Consider the following 22,136-nt stretch of genomic DNA (forward strand, 5'->3'; position numbering starts at 1 on the left):
CATGAGTGTGGAAACAATCTTACAATTAGTGATTTCAAGTACATTAGTTTACTCAGCACCTTTGATTTTTACTGCGTTGGGTGGTACGTTCTCAGAACGTGCGGGTATTGTTAACGTTGGTCTTGAAGGAACGATGATCATGGGAGCCTTTGCGGGGGTGGTCTTTAATCTGAGCTTTGCCGACCAATTTGGTAGTGCGACACCTTGGTTAGGATTAGTTGCCGGTGCTGTTATTGGTCTGATTTTCTCATTGATTCACGCGGTAGCGACGGTGACTTTACGTGCTGATCATATTGTTTCAGGTACGGTCATGAACTTGATGGCACCGGCGCTTGGTGTTTATATCATTAAGTTGATGTATGGTAAGGGACAGACTTCAATGATTTCACAAAACTTTGGTTACTGGAATGTACCAGGTTTAAGCAAGATACCTTTTATTGGTCCAATTTTGTTTACAAAAACATCATCAACCGCTTGGGTAGCAATTTTTATCGCCTTTGTGGCATCGTGGTTACTATATAAAACACGCTTTGGATTGCGTTTGCGTTCTGTCGGAGAAAATCCACAAGCAGCTGATACGTTAGGATTGAAGGTATATACGCTACGCTATTCTGGTGTGCTAATTTCCGGTGTCCTTGGTGGTATTGGTGGTGCATTATTTGCGCAATCAATTGCTGGTAATTTCTCTGCTTCAACCATTGTTGGACAAGGTTATATGTCGATGGCAGCGATGATTTTTGGTCGTTGGAATCCAATTGGTGCCATGGGAGCTGCGTTATTCTTTGGCTTTTCACAGTCAATGGCCATCGTTGGTGCGCAATTACCAGTTATTAACCAAATTCCAGCTGTTTACCTACAAGTTGCACCTTATGTGCTAACAATTTTGATATTAGTTATTTTCTTTGCTAAGTCAAAGGCACCAGCAGCGGATGGGGTCAATTACATCAAATCAGTTTAAAAACTTCTAGGCTAGGACAAAATAAAAAGTTCTAGCCTTTTTTGTTGCTATAATAGACATATCCATGACTAAAAAAGGTGGCTAATGATGATTACGACAATTGCACTAGATCTAGATAATACATTATTGAATTCAGCAAAAGAAATTTCAGCGGAAAATGAACGTGTTTTGAAACAATTACATAAAATGGGTAAACGTATCGTTTTATGTACCGGACGACCTATTCAAGGTATTCAAAGATTATTAACACAATTGGAATTATTTGGGCCAACGGATTATGCTATTACATTTAATGGTGGTTTGATTCGACATAATCAAACGCAACGTATTTTAGCGCAGACTACCATTAGTAAACAAGAAGTTGCTGCTCTATATCAGGATGCGGAGCAACGGCACTATCCGATTGATGTGATTGGTGCTGATAAAGTTTATTCAATCGTTACATTAGGCAAATCTGATTATGAATCATCAATGGGTGCGGTGTTGCCATTTGCTGATATTTCATTTGATGAACTACCAGCAGATCGTGCGTTTGGTAAAGCAGTGTGCGCGGCACCAGCAGAGGTTGTGCAGCGTGTGCGTAAAGAAATGCCTACTGGATTGACTGATTTGCTGCATATCGTACCTTCGCGTGCAGAATTGTTGGAATTCTTGCCAAATAATGTCAATAAGGCCCATGGATTGTCGCAGCTGATGGCGCACTTTGGTGAGACATTGGATAATGTGATGGCATTTGGTGATGAAGAAAATGATTTTGAAATGATTGCACAAGCCGGGGTAGGGGTTGCTATGGGGAATGCGATTCCTCAAATTAAACAAGTCGCTAATGCTGAGACGCTAACAAATAATGAAGATGGCGTGGCTGCTTATTTAAAGCAATACTTTGACTTGCGGTAAAATAATAAATCAAATTAAGGGCCGTCAATCTACCAGTAACTGGTTAGATTGGCGGCCCTTTTTAAGTAACTGCTAACTTTATTAAGTTATTTTTTAAGTTGAGCCACGATATTTTCTAGATGAACACCATGTGAACCTTTCAGCATAATTTCATCATCTGGGGTCAAATCAGCTAGCAGGTCCTTTAGTAATGTGTCTGCATCATTGATTGCATATCTCTTAACTGTACCAGCCGGGTAAAGTGGCTTTAAGGCATCCTCAAGTGGTGCAATCTCTTCACCAACTAAATAGACATGGGCAATTTTGGTTGGATCAAGGCTTTCAATAAGGCTAGCATGTAATGCTGGTGAAGCTTCGCCAAGTTGTAGCATGTCACCTAAAACGGCAATGCGTTTACCTTGAGTTGGCGTATCGGCAAAGAAATGGAGTACTTCTTTAGCAGCAGTTGGATTAGAATTATAAACATCAGATAGAATTTTACCACCGAACTGGCCGTCTAACCACTCAGTGCGATTTTCCGTAATTGGTGCTTCGACTAGTGCTTGTGCAATTTTTTCATCTGAGATGTGTAGTAAATGACCAACCGTAATGGCAGAAAGTGCATTGGTTACATTGTAACGTCCTGTCATTGGAATGGTGAACCGCTGAGTGCTTTGGTTAGTCGTGAAACTTGTTTGTAATGGCGTCATGTCAATGTCACTAGCAAATAAATCGTTAGTGCTGTTTAGTCCGAATGAGTCACGTAATAAGTGGGGATGCTGACCAACGCGTTCAAGCAATAAAGGTTCATCCCCATTAAATACTAAGTGACCATTTTCTTTCAAACCAGTGATAATTTCCATTTTACCGTCAGCGATGCGTGCACGTGTCTTGAAAAATTCAATATGTGCTTCACCAATCATTGTTAGTAGGGCTATGTCTGGTTTTACAAGATTTGATAGGAAAGTTAAATCGCCAGGATGATCCATGCCGATTTCGATAACCAGTAGTTCGGTATCGGTAGGCATAGAAAGAATCGTCTGAGGGACCCCAATTTCATTATTGAAATTTTCGGGTGTTTTAACAGTTTTATAACTTGTTTGTCCGATAGCGGCAATAAAATCTTTGGTTGTAGTTTTACCATTTGAACCAGACACTGCGACGACTAGCGGATCGACTTGGGCAAGATAGTGGCTTGCTAATTGCTGGTAGGCTGCTAAGGTATCGGAAACAATAATAACTGGTAAATCGGTGGGGATGTCTTTATGGTCAGCTTGCCATAAGGCCACCGTTGCCCCATTATTTTTAGCCGCATCAACATACTGATGACCATCATTATCGGCCACTAAAGGTATGAATAGATCGCCAGGTTTGACTTGGCGCGAATCGAATGTGGTATTCGTAACAGTGACATCAGCCTCATTTTTTATTGGCGCATTTAAGATGTTTGCCATTTCTTTTAGAGTTAGTTTCATTAGTTTTATGTCCTTTGTAAACGTTTTTCTTTTATTTTACCTTGTTCAGTAAGGGCCGGCAAACAAAGATAACGGTTATGGATTTTTCAAGATTTTTTTTGGTGTATGGTTTATACTATTAAAGATAGTAATTAGAAAGTTTGGACGGGCTTGCTCAATGAAGAACTTGCTCGATAAAAAATAAGAGGTGAATTTCATGGCCAAGGAAATCGGCGTTGATTTAGGGACGGCAAATGTGCTGATTTATGTTGATGGGGAAGGCATTATTCTAAATGAACCTTCCGTAGTGGCAATCGATACAAAAACAGAAAAGATTTTGGCTGTTGGAACGGAAGCTTACCAAATGGTCGGTCGTACGCCGGGTAATATAAGAGCCGTTCGTCCGCTAAAAGATGGGGTTATTTCAGATTTTGATATGACTGAGGCAATGCTGTCACGGTTTATGTCAAAATTAAATGTCAAAGGTGTTATGTCACGACCAAATATTATGGTTTGTGCACCAACAAATATCACTAGCATTGAGAAAAAGGCTATTATTGGGGCAGCCGAAAAATCTGGTGGCGGTAAAGTTTATTTGGAATATGAGCCCAAAGTTGCGGCAGTAGGTGCTGGATTAGATATCTTTTCACCAATTGCATCAATGGTCATTGATATGGGTGGTGGAACAACAGATATCGCTGTGCTCTCGCTTGGGGATATCGTCACTTCTGAATCGATCCGCGTTGCTGGTGATAAAATGAATACCGATATTACCAACATGGTGAAAAAAGATCATGGATTGATGATTGGTGAGCGAACAGCTGAACAAATTAAAATTCAAATTGGTACCGCAACACCCTTAGACGAACCAGAAGAAATGGAAGTTCGTGGTCGCGATAGCTTTACCGGTATGCCACGTACGGTAACGCTAAATACGAATGAGGTTGAAGCATCAATGCATGATACTTTAACGCAAATCGTTGAAGCAGCCCATGCAGTCTTGGGACGAATTCAACCGGAATTGGCATCAGATATTATTGATCGTGGTATTGTGCTAACAGGTGGTGGTGCACTATTGCGTGGTGTTGACAAGTTGATTGCACAACATCTCGGTGTACCGGTTATGATTTCAGAAAAGCCACTAGACAACGTTGCTAAGGGAGCAGGAATGTTACTTGCTCACATGCATGCAAATTAAGGAAGGTAAATATGTCACGAAAAAACAAACCAGTTGCTGTCGAAATTAATGAATTAGATGATAGCGTTTCAGAAGTGATGATCAATAAGGTAACGTTAGGAACGGTTGATGAAAAGAATTCACCACTTGTTGTAACATTTGCTGATGGTCATCAAACAACAGCAGATAGTTTTGATGATGCAGTCGCAAGTTTACTTGCAGAATTTAATTTGCACCATTAATTAATCGAATAAATAAACCAATAAAATAAGGGGGAAACATGCTAAAACGTTTTTTCTCAAAAGATGGTGGTGAAATAGATTGGTCGATCATTTTCGTGGTTTTGATGTTGGCATTGATTGGTTTAGCGTCGTTGTATGTCGCTGGGACGCATGATGCTAGTGTTAATGTGACGCGAATGGTGCTACTGCAATTAGCCTATTATGTCGTTGGTATCGTTGGTGTCATGATTATCATGCAGTTTGATTCCGAACAGTTATGGCGAATCGCACCTTATGCGTTTGGTGTCGGTATGGTACTGATGGTTGCAGTTCTATTTTTCTACTCGAAATCTTATTACGCTAGTACAGGTGGAAAATGGTTTGCTCTTGGACCGATTACTTTCCAACCTGCTGAAATCATGAAGCCGGCCTTCATTATCCTGTTGGCCCGTGTAATTACTGACCATAATATTTCAAATCCTGATCATACCATGAAGTCGGATTGGCGCTTATTGTGGAAGATCATCCTATGGACATTACCAGTTTTGATTGTAAATGGTAGTGATTTTGGAACTAACTTAGTCTTTATTGCCGTAGTATTTGGGATGACTTTGGTGTCAGGTCTATCATGGTTATATTTGGGACCGATTATTGCCATTGTCGGTTCACTTGGGACAGTAGCGATTTTGTTCGTTACGCAAACTTGGGGACGTCACTTACTTGAACAAATTGGCTTTAAAGCTTACCAATTTACACGTGTGGATGCGTGGCTGAATCCACAAAATGATACTTCAAATGGTGCCTATCAATTGTGGCAGTCAATGAAGGCGATCGGCTCTGGTGGAGTTACCGGAACTGGCTTTAACGTCTCACATGTTAATGTGCCTGTTCGTGAGTCCGATATGATTTTCTCAGTCATTGGTGAGAACTTCGGTTTCGTCGGCGGGGTCTTGCTACTGATTTTATATTTCTTGTTGATTTATCAAATCATTCAAGTCGTTTTTGATTCATCAAATCAATTCTATGCGTATATTGCTACTGGTGTTGTCATGATGTTGTTATTCCATATTTTTGAAAATATTGGTATGAACATCGGATTGGTGCCGCTAACTGGAATTCCGTTGCCATTTATTTCGCAAGGTGGTTCCGCACTGATTGGTAATATGATTGGTGTCGGATTAATTATGTCAATGCGTTATCATAATAAGTCTTTCTCGTTATCTGAGCGTGAAGGATTTTCATAAAATAAAAGAGTTGAACAAAAGGTTGACTGTACCATATTAGATGGCTTGCAGCATGCAAAACTTTTGTTCGACTCTTTTTTATTATTGCTATGTTATGATAAATGTAATTATTATTAAAAAAGGGGTGTCACATGCTAACTATCGGATTTATTGGTGCAGGTAATATGGCACAGGCCATGATTAAAGGATGGTCAGGTAATCAAGAAATTCAACAGGTCGTTTATTCGCCACATGTTGGTCAAAAGGTGGCCGATGATTTACACATTGAAGCTAAATCTTCAGCTTTGGAAGTCTGGCTAGCATCTGATTTGGTCGTTTTAGCAACACCGCCAGATCAGTTGGCGGCTGTTGCTCGTGAGTTACAACCAGGTATTTTAATTAAGCCAAGTGTTATTGTTGCATCGGTTTTGGGTGGTATCTCATTAGAGCAATTACACAAAGCCTTAGGTAATACAGTGGTGGTTACGCGAACCTTACCTAACGTGAATGTTGCTGTTAAGTACGGTTATACAGCTTTGGCATTTGATGAGCAGGTTGATGCCGACATCAAAGGTGCCGTTGCTGCCTTGTTCTTGGAGTTAGGTCGTACGGACGAGTTAACAGAAGAGCAATTTGGTGCTGCGAGTGCGATTGCTGGCTCTGGTCCAGCCTTTGTGGCTGCATTTACTGAGGCGTTCAAAGAAGCCGGGATAGCAAAAGGTTTGGATGAAGAAGTAGCTGCTAAACTAGCCGAACAAACGGTGGCGGGCACAGCACAACATATGACCCAGGCTAAGAAAGCACCATTGGATTTGGCTAATGAAGTCATGACACCTGGTGGGTCAACTGCAGCTGGTTTTGATGCGTTAACGCAAGGTGGATTAAATCAATTAGTGTTAGATACCATCACGGCAACGATGGCTAAAAATGCGGAATTTGAATGAATTATATTTTTTGTGAAAAAAAGGGTTGCAAACGTCTGATGAAGCTGGTATTATTATTTATGTTGTTGAGGCAACGAAATGATATTGGCTCATTGGTCAAGCGGTTAAGACTCCGGTTTTTCACACCGGCATCCAGGGTTCGACTCCCTGATGAGCTATCAATTTAAAAAGGACTGACAGTTTTCTGTCAGTCCTTTTTTGTTTGTAATGTACAAAGGCTGACTTCAAAGCGTTTTTTGTCACGCTCTGTGTAGACAATCATCAAGTACACTGACCATAACTCTATGATAAAATGAAAGCAGCTAAAATATTATCAATCAATTTGATATTGTGCGATACAAAAAAGGGGATTAGGGATTTATGGTAGAAGGACAGCGTTTGGTCGACGTATTTCGACCAACTCATTATGATATTTATTTAGATATTAATCGAGAAACAAAAGTCATTGCTGGTAAAACAACGATCAAAGGATCTGCTACGCAAACGGCAATTACTTTAAATCAAAAGTTCTTATCAGTTAATAATGTTACCGTTGATGGTCAGACTGTTATCGCGACGACTAACGATACGGATGAGACACTGACATTTACTGTACCAAAGCCGGGTGAAATGACCATCGTGGTTGATTATACAGCTCCCTTGACGGATACAATGATGGGTATTTATCCTTCGTACTATCAAATTGATGGTCAAAGAAAGCAACTGATTGGGACACAGTTTGAAACAACAGCTGCCCGTCAAGCCTTTCCAAGTATTGATGAGCCAGCTGCCAAAGCAACTTTCTCATTAGCAATCAAATATGATGAACATGAAAATGAAACAATTATTGCCAACATGCCTGAGGAACGTGTCGTTGACGGTGTTCACTACTTCGCTCAAACAGTTAAGATGTCAACATACTTAGTTGCCTTTGCATTTGGTGAGATGCAGAGTAAGTTAACTGAGACTAACAGTGGTGTGAAGATTGGGGTATTTGCGACAAAAGCTCATCAACCAGCTGAATTAGATTTTGCCTTGGATATTGCAAAACGCTCAATTGAATTTTACGAGGACTATTATCAAACACCATATCCTTTGCCACACTCATGGCAATTAGCCTTGCCAGATTTTTCTGCTGGAGCGATGGAAAACTGGGGCTTAGTAACTTACCGTGAAGCTTATCTAGCTATTGATGCAGATAATGCCTCGGTAGAGATGAAGCAACGTGTGGCAACTGTTATTGCACATGAGCTAGCTCACCAATGGTTTGGTGATTTAGTGACAATGCAGTGGTGGGATGATTTATGGCTAAATGAAAGTTTTGCCAACATGATGGAGTACGTGGCAATTGATGCCTTACAACCAGATTGGCATATTTGGGAGCTATTCCAAACGTCGGAAGCAGCTTCGGCATTGCAACGTGATGCTACTGATGGTGTCCAATCTGTGCATGTCCAAGTTGAAAAGCCAGCCGAAATTGATGCTATCTTTGATGCTGCCATCGTCTATGCGAAGGGTTCACGTATGTTAGTGATGGTTCGCTCATTGATTGGGGATGATGCCTTACGTCGTGGCTTGAAAGATTACTTTGAAACACATAAGTTTGCGAATGCCAAAGGAGCAGATTTGTGGGCAGCACTTGGCAAAGCCGCTGGTATTGATCTAACAGCAATGATGGCTACGTGGCTAGAACAGCCTGGTTATCCAGTGGTCAATGTTAGTGTGGTTGACGGTAAACTGACCCTTGCACAAGAACAATTCTTTATTGGGGAAGGCATTGATCAAGATCGCCAATGGCAAATTCCTTTGAATAGTAATTATGCAGCATTGCCAGAACTGATGGTTACGAAGACATTAGAACTTGGTGATTATGAAGAATTACGTCAAAATGCTGGGACACCATTCCGTTTAAATGTTGATAACACTGCTCACTTTATTGTCAATTACGAACCAGCATTGTTGCAAGATATCTTAAATCATGTTGATAGCTTAAGTGCTATCACGCAACTGCAATTGCTGCAAGATTTGCGTTTGTTAGCTGAAGGGCGTCAAATTTCGTATGCAGTGGTGGTACCACTATTAAAGAGCTTTGCAACAAGCCAATCAAGTGTTGTGAACACAGCACTTTATCAAGTAGTTGGTAATTTGAAAAAATTTGTGGCATCAGATTCTCCTGAAGAAAAAGCTTTGCAACAATTAGTAGATACACTAAGTGCGGCACAATTCGATCGTTTGGGCTGGCATAAAAAGGCTAATGAGACCATTGATGATCAAGTTAGTCGATCAGTGATTGCTGATGCAGCTTTGTTCGCTGGAAATAAAAATGCAGTGGCATCAGCTCACGACCTTGTACAACAAAATCAACAAGCGCTTGTTCAATTACCAGCTGACATTCGGGCACTCGTCCTTGCTAATGAAGTTAAGCACTATGGTAGCCAAGCATTGTTTGATCAACTGTTGACTGATTACCGGGCAACGTCAGATGGTGGTTATCAACGTGATATCATGGCTGCATTAACTAAGACGTCAGATAAAGCGTTGCTAGAGCAAATCGTTAGTCACTTTGAAGATAGTGAAACAATTAAGCCCCAAGACTTACGCGGTTGGTATAAAGGCGTCCTTGCTAACGATGCTGGTCAACAATTAGCTTGGGATTGGATCCGCGATGATTGGGCCTGGCTTGAAAAGACGGTTGGTGGTGACATGGAATTCACCACGTATATTACGGTGACTGCTCGCATTTTTAAAACAGTTGAACGTCTTACAGAATTTAAAGCTTTCTTCGAGCCAAAGTTAGACACACCGGGACTAACTCGTGAAATTACAATGGATATTAATGTTATTGCCAGTCGTGTAGCGTTGGTTGAGGAAGAAAAGCTAGCAGTTCAACAAGCAGTTAAGGCATCGCTATAAAATATTGCATAAGGAGAAATAAGATGACACGCTTATTTGTGACAGATTTAGATCAAACATTTTTAAATTCAGAACGTCAATTTAATGTGCCACGTTTTTCGGCCATTTTGGATCAACTTGATAAAAGAGGTGATCAGTTTGCAATTGCGTCAGGTCGTGACGAAAATTGGGTCCGTAATAAGTTTGGGAAATTAGTTGACCGCATGCATTTGGTTACTGGCAATGGGGCGACATGGCGTGTTAAGGGTTCAGATGAGTTACATGTTCGAAATATTGATGCGTCAGCACTGAAAAAATTAGAAGAGATTTTAATTAGTGATACTTTTGAAACGATTAGTGTTGTCGCCTTTTCTGCTGATAATATGTATAACTTGGCAGGATTACAACAATTACCCGAAAATATGCAGGACTACATGGCACAAGTTTATCCTAATATGGCGACGGTTGATCATTTAACTGATATCTCAGAACCATTGACTAGTGTTACTGGTATTTTCCCGCCGATTCATTCTGAAGAAGCAATTGCCTTGATTGATGATAATAACTTGCCGTTACATGCAACAACGTCGGGTTACGGTACCGTTGATATTTTAGCCGAAAGTGTCAATAAGGCGACGAGTTTGTCAATGTTGATTGATCAAGTTGATTTAGCACCTGAAGATTTAACAGTCTTTGGGGATGGTATGAATGATTTGGAAATGATGCAACTGGCCGGGCAGGTCTATATCATGCCAAATTCTGATGATCGTTTGTTCGGTCGCGGGTACAATGTGGTGGCTAAAGATAGTGATCACGATGGTGTCTTGGAAACCCTTGAAAAAATTATGTAGATATTTAGAAGAAGCACATCATTTGCTTATGACAGGTCTGATCGTAAGTATTGATGTGCTTTTTATTTTAAAGAAGTTAAAGGCAAGCCCTCATTTCCTTGACGTTAGTTTGTCGTAAAGGTTAAACTAAGTACCATAAATTGCACCGTAAATGAAAGCCGGAGGAAAATTAATGGCGTACTTAGAGTTACGAGATATACAAAAATCGTACTATCTTGGTAAAGAAGAGTTTCCTGTCTTAAAAGGAATCAATCTAGATTTTGAACTAGGGGAGTTTGTTTCAATTCTCGGTGAATCTGGTGGTGGTAAGTCAACTCTAATGAATATCATCGGTGGGTTAGATCGTGAGTTTGAGGGGTCTGTGACCAACAACGGTCAACTTTTAGATCACAAACAGGAAAAGCAACTTGATGAATATCGTCGCGGCACAATTGGTTATATTTATCAATCATATAATTTGATTAGCCATCTATCAGTTTTGGAGAATGTGATGGTGTCGCTAGAAATGACACCACTATCACAGGCTGAGAAGGTAAAACATGCGACTTCATTATTGGAACGAGTGGGATTAGCTGAACAAATCAAAAAGCATCCTAATCAGTTGTCGGGTGGACAAAAGCAACGTGTTGCCATTGCGCGTGCATTAGCTTCTGACCCACAAGTTATCATTGCTGATGAACCAACTGGTGCTTTGGATTCAGAGAATACAGCTGATGTCTTACGAATCTTAGATGAAATTGCTGCTGAAGGCCGTTTAGTTATTGCTGTGACGCATTCGCAAGAAGTTGCAGAGCACGGTACGCGTATCGTACATTTGGCTGACGGTCAAATTGATGATGATCAGCGTCTGCGGGAAGCATATGACGTGCCGGAGAATGATAACCGGATGACTGATCGGCCGTTACCAGCTAGTGCATCTTATCGAAATGCATATAAGCATTTGACCTTTAGTTTTTGGCGTAATTCATTAATTATGTTAGGAACTGCCATTGGATTATTTGCGGTTATGCTATTTTCGGGGTTAGGAAATGGTGTAAAGGCCTATATTGATGATCAGGTCAATTCATTAGCCAATCCAACAGCAATAACAGTTACTCGTCATCAAGATGACGAAGATGAAAATTCCGGCATTGGTCAAGCAAGTGCTGGTGGTGGTGCAACTGATATTGAAAAACAGATGATTTCTGATGATCAGATGAAACAAATTAAGCACGTTAAAGGTGCGAAAAATGTGCAACCTGGTTACCAATTGTCTGGTGTGAAATCGAAATTGCAAGATCAAGATTATAATCTAGGGACAGTGCAAACTTGGTCAGCAACGTATCAAAAGAAGCTTGTTAAAGCTGGCCATGTACCAGGTAAGAATGAAATCCTAGTTGATAAGAAGACGGTTGCTAAGAAGTTTAATACGAAAGATTGGCAATCAATTATTGGTCAGATAATGACGGTTTCATGGACAACAGTGAAAGAGGATGGTCGTACACCGGTCAACATCACGAAAGATTTGAAAGTATCTGGTGTTATCGATGCCGACAAGGCCGGAACAGCTAACGTTGTTAATTATCGGACGGTGCGTTCAGCCTATAAAGAAGCTGGAGCGCCAACTAACGCAATGTTTGCAACGGTTCGGGTAGCTAACCCAGACGATGTTAAGCCATTCCAAAAAACAATCAATAAGTTGAAGGACGACGATAATAAACGTCTATATTCAGCCATTACAGTTGGATCGATTCTTGATACCATTAACACGATTGTGACATTGGCAACGAACGTGTTGGCTGCTATTGCGGCTATCTCACTGATTGTCTCAGCCTTGATGATTATTGTGACAATGTTTATGTCAGTTTCAGAACGTACGAAAGAAATTGGTATTTTGCGTGCGCTAGGTGAGAGTAAGAAAGACATTCGTCGTTTATTCACTTCAGAATCATTACTAATTGGTATGGCAAGTTTTGTTCTATCTGTCGTATTAGCTTATGGTATCGGAGCAATAATGAATGCAGCCTTATATAAGATTGCCAAATTTGATATGATTCAGATTTCGTTTGGTAATGTGGTGACGACATTGATATTAGCGCTAATTATTTCGTTCTTGGCGGCTTTGTTGCCGGCACGTCGCGCGGCAAAGTTGAACCCAATTGATGCTTTGGCTGCTGATTAATGAAAATTAGATTGATTTAAATGATATGAAACACAGTTTGCGATAAAAGCGCTAAGCTGTGTTTTTTATTGGACGTAAACTATCTGACTAGAAAAACCGGTCTAGACCGTGTAAACTTGAAGACGATTAGAAGTGAACTTCAGGCGGTCGCTATCCGCTGGCGTCATTGAAGAAATAAGGGGAATAAATCATGAGTAAAGTTTTAACACATGCCACAATCTATACTGGAGAAGCTGAGCGCCCAGTGATAAAGGATGCTTACATTCGATTTGATCAACAAATTGAAGCGATGGGACCAATGTCAGAACTCGTTGCAACTTCGGCGGACGAATTGGTTCGTGCTGATCGCCAAGTGATCGTGCCAGGATTTATTGATGTTCATACACATGGCGCTTATGGTTTTGACACGATGGATGGTGAGACGACTGACATTGTTAAGATGGTTCATGGCCAAATTTCAGAAGGTATCACAGCCGTTTTCCCCACAACGATGACACAATCAGTTGATAATATTTCAAAGGCGATGACAGCTGTTAATGAAGCCGCTGAACAAGAGCCAGCAATTGTTGGGGTTCACCTTGAAGGACCATTTATTAATCCTCACTTTAAGGGTGCACAACCAGAAAAATATATCATTGCACCTAGTAAAGAATTGGTACAGAAATGGCATGAACTATCTGGTAACCGTGTTCGTCTGATTACTTATGCACCAGAACAGGCCGAAAATGTCGCTGAATTTGAAGATTACCTAGCTGATAATCATATTATTGGTTCGATTGGTCATTCAAATGCGACCCGTGATTTTTTGCAAAAGCAATCAAAGGCTAGTCACATCACACATTTGTATAATGCACAACGTCCAATGGCTCATCGTGAACCTGGGGTAACTGGCCATGCTATGCTTGAAGATAATATTCGTACGGAATTGATTGTTGATGGTTTCCATGTTTATCCAGATATGGTAAATGTGGCTTATAAACTTAAGTCAGCACATCGCATTGATTTGATTACCGATTCAATGCGGGCAAAAGGCCTTGGTGATGGTGAATCTGAACTTGGTGGTCAAAAAGTTTGGGTAAAAGATAAGCAAGCACGTTTAGAGGATGTCACTTTAGCCGGTTCTGTCTTGGAATTTGATGATGCTTTCCGAAATATCATGGCTTTTACGGGAGCTACTATCCACGAAGCTATTCAGATGGCATCAGTTAATCAGGCAGTCGAATTTGGACTTGATACCAAAGGAACTTTAGCAGTGGGTAAGGATGCTGATTTAAATGTCTTTAACGCAGATTTAACTGAATTACAAACAACATACAGTATGGGCCGTCGCTTTTCAAAGCAAGACGGTGTTGAAACAAAGGAGTAGAGACTATGGGTTCTCCGGTATATATTCAAATCCATGATGAAATTCATGAAGCAATAGATGCAGGTCGGTGGGTACCTGGAGATAGAATTCCAGCAGAACGTGAATTAGCGGATCAATTCAGTGTCTCACGTATGACATTACGCCAAGCTATTATGCTATTAGTAGATGAAGGTGTTTTAGAACGACGTGTGGGTTCCGGCACGTTCGTGTCTGAGCAAAAAGTGCAGGAACATTTGAATGGGATTACATCATTTACGGATTTAATGGCTGATGCAGGGAAAAAAGCGACTTCAAAGACGGTTAGTTTTCATGTCGGACGCGCAACAAATTCAGAACAGGAACAATTGCAGTTATCATCAGATGCACGGGTATTGCGAATGGAACGTGTTCGTTATGGTGACGACGAACCGATTGCCTTTGAAGTGGCTGCAATTCCCGAGTCACTCATCGAAGGGTTATCAAGAAACGACTTAACTGATTCACTATATCGAACGCTGGCTGAAGAGCGTGGCTTGAAAATTGGCCGTGCCCAGCAAACAGTGACTGCTGCGGCTGTTAATGAACGAATTTCTGAATATTTAGCAATTAAACGAGGGGATCCCGTTTTGATTCTGCGTCAAATTACTTATGATGCCAAAGAAACGCCATTTGAATACGTTCAAACCCAATATGTTGGTTCGCGATTTGAATTTTATATGGAAAAATCTTAATAAGGTCATGACTAACCAAATAGGATTATGATTTAACACTTGTTTATCGTTTCATATTTTGGTAGAATACTTAAAGTGTTGAAAACTGCAGCGGGTTGTCCGCAAGCTCGTCAACAATTTACCGACCCGTTTCAATTATGGCGGAGAACACGCTAGTACCCGCGCTGCAGCGGTGAAAGTTTGGGCGAATTGCACGAATGTGAGGCAACTCTCTAGAATTCAACAAAATAAAAAATTCTGGAGGACATTTAAATATGTCACGTTATACTGGTCCTAAGTACCGTTTGTCACGTCGTCTTGGTGTTTCACTATCAGGTACTGGTAAGGAAATTGCTAACCGTAATTATGCACCTGGTGATCACGGTGCCGGCCGTCGTTCAAAGCCATCAGATTATGGTATTCAATTAGCAGAAAAGCAAAAGGTACGTTACACTTACGGTTTGACTGAGCGTCAATTCCACAACTTGTTCTTGAAGGCAGGTAAGGTTCGTAAGGGTACTCACGGTGACAACTTCTTGTCATTGCTAGAGCGTCGTTTGGACAACATGGTTTACCGTCTAGGTTTGGCTACAACACGTCAACAAGCTCGTCAACTTGTTAACCACGGTCACATCTTAGTTGATGGTAAGCGTTTGGATGTTCCTTCATACGAAGTTGCTGTTGGACAAGAAATCTCAGTCCGTGAGAAGTCACAAAAGAATGTGTACATCCAAGCTGCTGTTGAAGCACAAGCTGGAACACTACCATTCGTTGAATTTGATAAAGATACATTAAAGGGAACTTTGGTTCGCGAACCAGAGCGTGCTGAATTGGATCACGAATACAATGAAGCCCTTATCGTTGAGTACTACAACCGTATCGGATAATTTTTATTCGCTTACCGGTTTGTGGGTACACAATAAAAAAGCCAAGGCATTTGCCTTGGCTTTTTTATTACTTTAAAATGTTTGTAAATTGTTTTTATTTATTTATTTGAACAAAAAATAGTAGAATAAGTTAAAAAAGGTTAAAGAACACCAAATAAAGTCTAAACAAATGTAAAAAATTAACATGTAATAGAAGTCACGTGGTACGCTAATCTTATTAGAATTCCCGATAGTTAGGAGTATGGTGATAATTGATCACCAGATAAAAGAGTATGACACAGATTGGACACATTGTAATTGGCTTAATCATTGTAGTAGCAGCCATTTATTTGATTATCTTTGTCTCTCAACGATTGACAGCGCGAAAAGTTAATAAGTTAATTCAAAAGAAAGCCCAATTGGCTGAGATTCCAATGCGTGATCGGTTAGTTAAAGGGCGACAGTTGAGCTTAACGGGACAGTCTTTGAAGCAATTTCAATTGTTGGAAGCAAAGTATAACCATTTGGAAACAAACGAGTTTAACAATATTGATTTAAAAGCAAATACCGTATTATTTGATTCGCAGGGGTTAAATTTCTTAAAGACTGCGCAAGGAATGAAAAGCCTTCAGCAACAAATTCGTGATGCAGAAGCAATCATTGATGTTGTGAACCAGGGTTTAAGTGATTTAGAACAAATGGATGCTGCCCATAAACAAGCAGTTAAGGATTTAGAAAGTAAGTATCAAGAACTACGAAAAGTGTTATTGTCACAAAATTTTGCATTTGGACCAGCAATTGATAAGTTGGAAGAGATATTAGGCTCGTTAGAAGATGATTTTGCAGAGTTTGCTCGTCTGACCGAGGCTGGTGATCACGCAACGGCTGCTGGTATCTATGAAACTTTAGGTATGGAAACTAACCAATTGGAACAGCGTATTGAGCAAATACCTGATCTTTTCAATAAATTGGATGATACTATTCCGGGTCAGTTATCAGAATTGCAAGATGCATATAATAAAATGTCTGCTGAAGGATTTAGGTTTGAAACGAATATTGAGAAGGAATTGGCAAATATTCGCGAAGAATTAGAAGCAGCTTTGGAGTTATTGAAAGAGTTGACGCTCAAAAAAGTGTCAGAAGAGATCACACGAATGGAAGATCGTACAGAACTCTTATACGAGACTTTTGATAAAGAAGCGAAGGCTGCCCAAACAGTTTGGGAAAATAATGAGAATTTGACAGGATACCTTGCTCATAATAAACGTCAAAATCATGAATTATATGCCCGTTTAGATCGTTTGAACCAAGATTTTGTATTTTCAAAAGATGAAGTGGGACAAATTCGTACTTGGGAAATTCAGTTATCAAATGATACCGTCAATTTTGAAGAATTAAAGCAAAAAATTGCGCGTCATGAAGCGATATTTTCTAACTTGATCAGTGAACAAGTTGCCATTCAGAAAGATCTTGAACGAATTGAACGCGAACAAGTTGCACGTTGGCAAACTTATCAAGAGTTGCCAGGACAACTGGAGCAGTCAAAGAAACGGGTAACCTTGCTGTCAGACAAGTTGCGTTTGATTCAGCGATCATTCGAACGTCAAGGGTTACCAGGGCTACCGGAAACCTATCTATCAATTTTTTATTCAGTGAGTGATGAATTAGAGCGCGTTAAACAACAACTTAATATGGCGCGCGTTAATGTTGATGATGCGCTACGACAATTGAGTATCGTGACAGCGGACTTAGATACATTGCAGGAACGAACGGATGAGTTGATTGAAGCGGCTACGGTTACTGAACGTTTGGTTCGTAAAGCATTGTTGTATCGTGATAACCCTGCAGTGGCTCAGGCAACGCAGCAAGCACGTTATTACTATGAAACGGGCTATGATTATGAACAAGCTATGAAGACATTAGGGGTCATGCTTGATCAATTGGAGCCTGGATTAACTGAACGGGTCGTTCAGCAGTATCGTCAAGAGCAAGCACGGTTACAAGCAGAATTTTCTGAACAATGATTAATATCTATTAAGTATAAAGTGGTCAAGACAAAATAAATGCCTTGACCACTTTTTTGCGTTAAAAATGTCGCAAACTACGTTACACACCGGCTTCAAACCAAATTTTTTCACGCTCTCTTTTAAACGCGTTCCAACAATCTGAAGCTTCAATGTAACGCAATTTACGCCATTCCTGTCCTACGCTCTGCTCCGGCCAAAAATGTCGCAAACTACGTTACATACCAGCTTAAAAACAATTTTTTTCACGCTCTCTTTTACCTTAAAAGTTACGTTTTTACTTAAAGTTTTACAAAAATACTAATATCTGGTAAGCTTGTATACATAAGGCATACGAAATTTTTATGAAACAAAAGGAGAGTTTATGGAAGATAAGTTACCAAGTGATCATGCGTCAACCGATGTCGAAAAAGGGTTGACAGAAGTCCAAGTGCAGCAGGCACGAGATAAATATGGAACAAATGAATTTAACGAAGCGCCAAAAGAACCATTATGGTCAAAGATAAAGCGTAGTTTAAGTGATGTGGCAACGATTATTTTGATAATTGCTGCGGTTATTTCATTAATCACATCACTTATGAAGGGTGACGGACATTATTTTGAAAGTCTGTTAATTATTGGAATTGTCATTATTAATTCAGTGCTATCTATTTATCAAGAAGGGCGAGCTGAAGCAGCTCTAGACTCCTTAAAGGGTCTAGAAAGTGCCGAAGCAACTGTCAAGCGTGATAACAAAGTGACTACGATTCCAATTGCCGATATTGTTGTGGGTGATGTTTTAGTTCTTGAGAACGGTGAAAAAATTTCTGCCGATGCGCAATTAATTGAAACAAGTGAGTTACAAGTTGAAGAATCTGCATTGACTGGAGAAAGTGATGCCATTGAAAAGGACGAGACGGAAATCTCTTCCGAAGATGACTCATTAGGAGATCGTTTAGATCATGTATATCGTGGAACTGCCGTTGTGAACGGTCGCGGAACGGGTGTGGTTACCGCCATTGGTATGCAGACTGAGATGGGTAAAATTGCCGGCTTATTAGGTAATGAAAAACGTGAACAGACACCATTACAAATTAGACTTGCCCAACTTGGTAAGCGCTTGAGTGTTATTGCGATTTTGGCAGCCTTAATTGTCATTGGATTAGGTCTTGCAGCTAGAGAACCATTACTAGAATTATTCATGACTGCTGTATCAGTAGCGGTTGCCGTTGTGCCAGAAACGTTGATGATTATCGTGACGATTACATTGGCAATCGGTGTGCAAAAGATGGCTAAGCGTCAGGCGATTGTTCGTCGTCTACCAGCCGTTGAAACATTAGGGTCAGCAACGGTCATTGCATCTGATAAGACAGGTACGTTAACACAAAATAAAATGACTGTTCGTCGAGCTTGGGACGCAGAAGCAGATCATGTTTACCATGATGAAGAGCTAGTTGAGCAAATCCCTGATGTCTTAAAGTTTGGGGCATTGTCAACCAATGTGACGAAACCTGATGATGAAGTATCTGGGTTACCAACCGAAGTTGCGATGGTCAATGCACTCGGTGAGTATTCTGAATATGAAGCTTTGCAAAACAAATATCCAAAGGTTTATGAACTACCATTTAATTCAACTCGAAAGCGAATGACAACAGTTCATCGTGTTGAAGATGGTTATCTAGCAGTTACCAAAGGGGCATTTGATGTCTTGTTGCCTAAGTTCCCAACAGAGATGCATGAACAAGCAATTAAGATAAATAAAGAGTTTGGTACGAATGCCTTGCGTGTTATCGCTGTCGGAGTTGTTAAGTTACCTGAAATTAGTATGGAACCAACTGCTGATGAATTAGAAAAAGGTATGACCCTATTGGGATTGGTTGGAATTATTGATCCACCAAGACCAGAATCGGCACAAGCTGTTGCTGAGGCCCGTGCCGCGGGTATTAAGCCACTTATGATTACAGGTGATCACGTGGTCACTGCTAGTGCAATTGCACGTGAAATTGGTATTTTAGGTGAAAATGATTTAGCTCTTTCAGGTTCAGAATTGCATAAAATGTCTGATGAGGAACTTGATAAGAATGTTGATCGGTATGCTGTTTATGCCCGTGTAACCCCAGAGGATAAGATTCGAATCGTTAAATCATGGCAAAAGCGTGGGGACGTTGTTGCTATGACTGGAGATGGGGTGAATGATGCGCCTGCCTTACGTCGTGCAGATGTCGGAATTGCAATGGGTAAGACAGGAACAGATGTTGCCCGTGAAGCATCAGCAATTGTTTTGACGGATGATAACTTTGCAAGTATTGTCCGCGCGGTTGAAACTGGTCGTGGTATTTATGGTAATGTTCGTAAGACTGTTAATTTCTTGATGAGTGCTAACATGTCGGAGATTATTATTATCATTGGTGCTATCTTACTTGGCTGGGGATCACCGCTGATTGCTACGCAACTATTGTTCATTAACTTGGTTGCCGATGGGTTGCCTGGATTTGCCCTTAGTCGTGAACCAGTTCATGATAATGTGATGAACCAAGACCCTGTTAGTCCTAAGGATAGTTTGTTTGCGAATGGTTTAGCAACTAGAATTGTTATCAATGTTATTCTATTTGCTGCAGTTAGTTTGCTAGCACAAGGTTATGGTGTTTATACTCATGATAGCGCCGTAGGAACGACAATGGCCTTTGTTGTATTGTCATTGACTTCAATTCTGAACGTGTTTAATATCCGTAGTGAAGAGTCAATGTTCAAGATTAAGTTTAGTGCTAATCCAATGTTAGTAATGATGGCAGGATTGGCAGTAGCATTGACAATTCTTCTAGTATTGCTGCCAGTGACGCAGACATTATTTAGCTTTGTACCATTAAGTGGTATGGCTTGGATAATTACAATTGTATTATCATTGGTTCCGAATATTTATTGGGAAATTCATAAAGCAATTAAATCAGCTAAATAATAACTATAAGCACAGGATGTTCGCATCTTGTGCTTATTTTATATGTTATTACTTAAAAAAATCGTTTTTAATCATTTGAATGATAGGATATAACAGCTTGAATGATTAAAAGTCGAACTTTTAACGAAAGACCGTTGAAACGAATAAAGTTTGTTGTTACAATTAAATAGGTGTTGAAAAAATTGATAATGTTCGTGTTTTGACGAATTTAAAAATAGGAGGCCATTATGGCAGGGATTGTAGTTGTTGGTAGTCAATGGGGAGACGAAGGTAAAGGAAAGATAACAAACTTTATCTCACAAAAATCCGATATGGTAGTGCGTTACCAAGGTGGTAACAATGCCGGACATACCATTTATGTTGATGGACAGAAGTTTGAATTGTCTTCTGTACCATCTGGTATTTTCAATCCAAATCGTTTGGCGGTGATTGGAAATGGTTGTGTTGTTAATCCAAAGGCTTTATTAGACGAATTACATGAAATCCAAAAAAAGGGTGTGACGACTGAAAATCTTCGTATTTCAGATCGTGCCCATGTTATTTTTCCATATCATATGTTGCTTGATCGCTTGGCCGATGCTAAGAAAGGTGATGGCAAGATTGGTACAACTGGACGCGGTATCGGTCCAACATATATGGATAAGGCTGCTCGTGTAGGAATCCGTGTCGTTGATTTGTTGGACGAAGAGGTATTACGTGAGCGTCTATCTAATGTACTTGCTGAAAAAAATGAAGTACTTGAGAAACTTTATGATCATGAGGCATTTTATCTTGAAGAATTAGTCGCAGAATATGCTGATTATGGTCAACAGTTGAAGCCATACATTGTTGATACAACTGTATTGATCAATGAATATTTGGATGATCAAAAGCGTGTATTATTTGAAGGTGCCCAGGGTGCTATGTTGGATATTGACCAAGGAACATACCCATACGTGACATCATCATCACCTGTTGGGGGTGGCGCAACTATTGGTGCCGGTGTCGGCCCAACTAAGATCACGCGGGTTGTTGGTGTTGCTAAGTCATATACGTCACGTGTGGGGGATGGTCCTTTCCCAACGGAGCTATTTGATGAAGTTGGTAATCGTATTCGTGAAATTGGTCATGAATATGGTGTTGTTACAAAGCGTCCACGTCGTATTGGTTGGCTAGATACAGTTGTTCTTCGTCACTCAGCTCGGATTGGTGGCTTTACCCACTTATCATTAAATAGTTTGGACGTTTTGTCAGGACTTGAAACGGTTAAGCTTGCCGTGGCCTATGAATTAGATGGTCAACGCATTACGCACTATCCAGCTAACTTGAAAGACGTGCAACGTGTGACACCTATTTATGAGGAATTGCCAGGTTGGTCAGAAGACATTACGGGTATTAAGTCACGTGAAGAATTACCCGCCAACGCTGAGAACTACTTGAAGCGTGTTGAAGAATTGATTGGGGTACCACTATACACATTCGCTGTTGGCCCATCAAATGAACAAACTATTATCTTGTTTGATATCTGGAATGAGGAATAA

The 22,136-nt window shown here is 40.3% G+C and carries 16 protein-coding genes and 1 tRNA gene; 16 read left to right on the forward strand and 1 reads right to left on the reverse strand.

What is annotated here, in order from left to right; translation table 11 throughout:
- The first annotated feature begins 1 nt into the window (after position 1).
- Positions 2–958, forward strand: coding sequence for an ABC transporter permease (locus FFM62_RS02720; RefSeq protein WP_115470733.1), 957 nt, complete (start codon positions 2–4; stop codon positions 956–958).
- 87 nt (positions 959–1,045) lie between these two features.
- On the forward strand, positions 1,046–1,855 hold the full coding sequence (locus FFM62_RS02725) for a Cof-type HAD-IIB family hydrolase (protein ID WP_174855238.1): 810 nt from the start codon (positions 1,046–1,048) through the stop codon (positions 1,853–1,855).
- 86 nt (positions 1,856–1,941) lie between these two features.
- Here FFM62_RS02725 and FFM62_RS02730 read toward each other — a convergent pair whose 3' ends face one another.
- Positions 1,942–3,309 (reverse strand): UDP-N-acetylmuramoyl-tripeptide--D-alanyl-D-alanine ligase, encoded by a 1,368-nt coding sequence (locus FFM62_RS02730; protein ID WP_115470735.1) that lies wholly within the window; start codon positions 3,307–3,309, stop codon positions 1,942–1,944.
- Positions 3,310–3,505: 196 nt separating this feature from the next.
- Here FFM62_RS02730 and FFM62_RS02735 point away from each other — a divergent pair, with 196 nt between their 5' ends.
- The 14 genes from FFM62_RS02735 to FFM62_RS02800 all read left to right on the forward strand — a co-directional run bounded on the left by FFM62_RS02735 (position 3,506) and on the right by FFM62_RS02800 (position 22,136).
- On the forward strand, positions 3,506–4,486 hold the full coding sequence (locus FFM62_RS02735; protein ID WP_115470736.1) for a rod shape-determining protein: 981 nt from the start codon (positions 3,506–3,508) through the stop codon (positions 4,484–4,486).
- Between the two features lie 11 nt (positions 4,487–4,497).
- Entirely contained in the window at positions 4,498–4,707 is a 210-nt protein-coding gene (locus tag FFM62_RS02740) for a DUF2969 domain-containing protein (RefSeq protein WP_115470737.1), read from the forward strand.
- A gap of 38 nt (positions 4,708–4,745) precedes the next feature.
- Positions 4,746–5,930 carry an FtsW/RodA/SpoVE family cell cycle protein gene (locus FFM62_RS02745; RefSeq protein ID WP_115470738.1) on the forward strand — a complete coding sequence of 395 codons (1,185 nt, stop codon included), beginning with the start codon at positions 4,746–4,748 and terminating at the stop codon, positions 5,928–5,930.
- 131 nt (positions 5,931–6,061) lie between these two features.
- The gene (proC, locus tag FFM62_RS02750) at positions 6,062–6,853 is read left to right on the forward strand and encodes a pyrroline-5-carboxylate reductase (protein WP_115470739.1); all 792 of its coding nucleotides are present in this window, start codon (positions 6,062–6,064) and stop codon (positions 6,851–6,853) included.
- 86 nt (positions 6,854–6,939) lie between these two features.
- Positions 6,940–7,011: transfer RNA gene (locus FFM62_RS02755), tRNA-Glu, on the forward strand.
- Between the two features lie 202 nt (positions 7,012–7,213).
- Positions 7,214–9,745 carry a M1 family metallopeptidase gene (locus FFM62_RS02760; protein WP_115470740.1) on the forward strand — a complete coding sequence of 844 codons (2,532 nt, stop codon included), beginning with the start codon at positions 7,214–7,216 and terminating at the stop codon, positions 9,743–9,745.
- 23 nt (positions 9,746–9,768) lie between these two features.
- Positions 9,769–10,575, forward strand: a complete 807-nt coding sequence (locus tag FFM62_RS02765) for an HAD-IIB family hydrolase (protein ID WP_115470741.1) — start codon at positions 9,769–9,771, stop codon at positions 10,573–10,575.
- Positions 10,576–10,747: 172 nt separating this feature from the next.
- The gene (locus tag FFM62_RS02770) at positions 10,748–12,736 is read left to right on the forward strand and encodes an ABC transporter ATP-binding protein/permease (RefSeq protein ID WP_115470742.1); all 1,989 of its coding nucleotides are present in this window, start codon (positions 10,748–10,750) and stop codon (positions 12,734–12,736) included.
- 190 nt (positions 12,737–12,926) lie between these two features.
- A complete protein-coding gene (gene nagA, locus FFM62_RS02775) occupies positions 12,927–14,102 on the forward strand; it encodes an N-acetylglucosamine-6-phosphate deacetylase (protein ID WP_115470743.1) in 1,176 nt (391 codons plus the stop codon).
- 5 nt (positions 14,103–14,107) lie between these two features.
- A complete protein-coding gene (locus tag FFM62_RS02780; RefSeq protein WP_115470744.1) occupies positions 14,108–14,812 on the forward strand; it encodes a GntR family transcriptional regulator in 705 nt (234 codons plus the stop codon).
- 254 nt (positions 14,813–15,066) lie between these two features.
- The gene (gene rpsD, locus FFM62_RS02785) at positions 15,067–15,678 is read left to right on the forward strand and encodes a 30S ribosomal protein S4 (protein ID WP_075269082.1); all 612 of its coding nucleotides are present in this window, start codon (positions 15,067–15,069) and stop codon (positions 15,676–15,678) included.
- A gap of 272 nt (positions 15,679–15,950) precedes the next feature.
- Positions 15,951–17,681 carry a septation ring formation regulator EzrA gene (locus FFM62_RS02790; RefSeq protein WP_115470745.1) on the forward strand — a complete coding sequence of 577 codons (1,731 nt, stop codon included), beginning with the start codon at positions 15,951–15,953 and terminating at the stop codon, positions 17,679–17,681.
- A gap of 364 nt (positions 17,682–18,045) precedes the next feature.
- Complete coding sequence (locus tag FFM62_RS02795) at positions 18,046–20,616, forward strand: cation-translocating P-type ATPase (RefSeq protein WP_115470746.1); 2,571 nt, start codon at positions 18,046–18,048, stop codon at positions 20,614–20,616.
- Positions 20,617–20,843: 227 nt separating this feature from the next.
- Positions 20,844–22,136, forward strand: coding sequence for an adenylosuccinate synthase (locus FFM62_RS02800; protein ID WP_115470747.1), 1,293 nt, complete (start codon positions 20,844–20,846; stop codon positions 22,134–22,136).

The sequence above is a fragment of the Weissella thailandensis genome (assembly GCF_005405465.1).
GTDB lineage: Bacteria > Bacillota > Bacilli > Lactobacillales > Lactobacillaceae > Weissella > Weissella thailandensis.

Excerpts from the sequence above, each read along its gene's own strand:
- FFM62_RS02720 (WP_115470733.1), top strand. The coding sequence starts at position 2 with ATGAGTGTGGAAACAATCTTACAATTAGTGATTTCAAGTACATTAGTT.
- FFM62_RS02725 (WP_174855238.1), top strand. The coding sequence starts at position 1,046 with ATGATTACGACAATTGCACTAGATCTAGATAATACATTATTGAATTCA.
- FFM62_RS02730 (WP_115470735.1), bottom strand. The coding sequence starts at position 3,309 with ATGAAACTAACTCTAAAAGAAATGGCAAACATCTTAAATGCGCCAATA.
- FFM62_RS02735 (WP_115470736.1), top strand. The coding sequence starts at position 3,506 with ATGGCCAAGGAAATCGGCGTTGATTTAGGGACGGCAAATGTGCTGATT.
- FFM62_RS02740 (WP_115470737.1), top strand. The coding sequence starts at position 4,498 with ATGTCACGAAAAAACAAACCAGTTGCTGTCGAAATTAATGAATTAGAT.
- FFM62_RS02745 (WP_115470738.1), top strand. The coding sequence starts at position 4,746 with ATGCTAAAACGTTTTTTCTCAAAAGATGGTGGTGAAATAGATTGGTCG.
- proC (WP_115470739.1), top strand. The coding sequence starts at position 6,062 with ATGCTAACTATCGGATTTATTGGTGCAGGTAATATGGCACAGGCCATG.
- FFM62_RS02760 (WP_115470740.1), top strand. The coding sequence starts at position 7,214 with ATGGTAGAAGGACAGCGTTTGGTCGACGTATTTCGACCAACTCATTAT.
- FFM62_RS02765 (WP_115470741.1), top strand. The coding sequence starts at position 9,769 with ATGACACGCTTATTTGTGACAGATTTAGATCAAACATTTTTAAATTCA.
- FFM62_RS02770 (WP_115470742.1), top strand. The coding sequence starts at position 10,748 with ATGGCGTACTTAGAGTTACGAGATATACAAAAATCGTACTATCTTGGT.
- nagA (WP_115470743.1), top strand. The coding sequence starts at position 12,927 with ATGAGTAAAGTTTTAACACATGCCACAATCTATACTGGAGAAGCTGAG.
- FFM62_RS02780 (WP_115470744.1), top strand. The coding sequence starts at position 14,108 with ATGGGTTCTCCGGTATATATTCAAATCCATGATGAAATTCATGAAGCA.
- rpsD (WP_075269082.1), top strand. The coding sequence starts at position 15,067 with ATGTCACGTTATACTGGTCCTAAGTACCGTTTGTCACGTCGTCTTGGT.
- FFM62_RS02790 (WP_115470745.1), top strand. The coding sequence starts at position 15,951 with ATGACACAGATTGGACACATTGTAATTGGCTTAATCATTGTAGTAGCA.
- FFM62_RS02795 (WP_115470746.1), top strand. The coding sequence starts at position 18,046 with ATGGAAGATAAGTTACCAAGTGATCATGCGTCAACCGATGTCGAAAAA.
- FFM62_RS02800 (WP_115470747.1), top strand. The coding sequence starts at position 20,844 with ATGGCAGGGATTGTAGTTGTTGGTAGTCAATGGGGAGACGAAGGTAAA.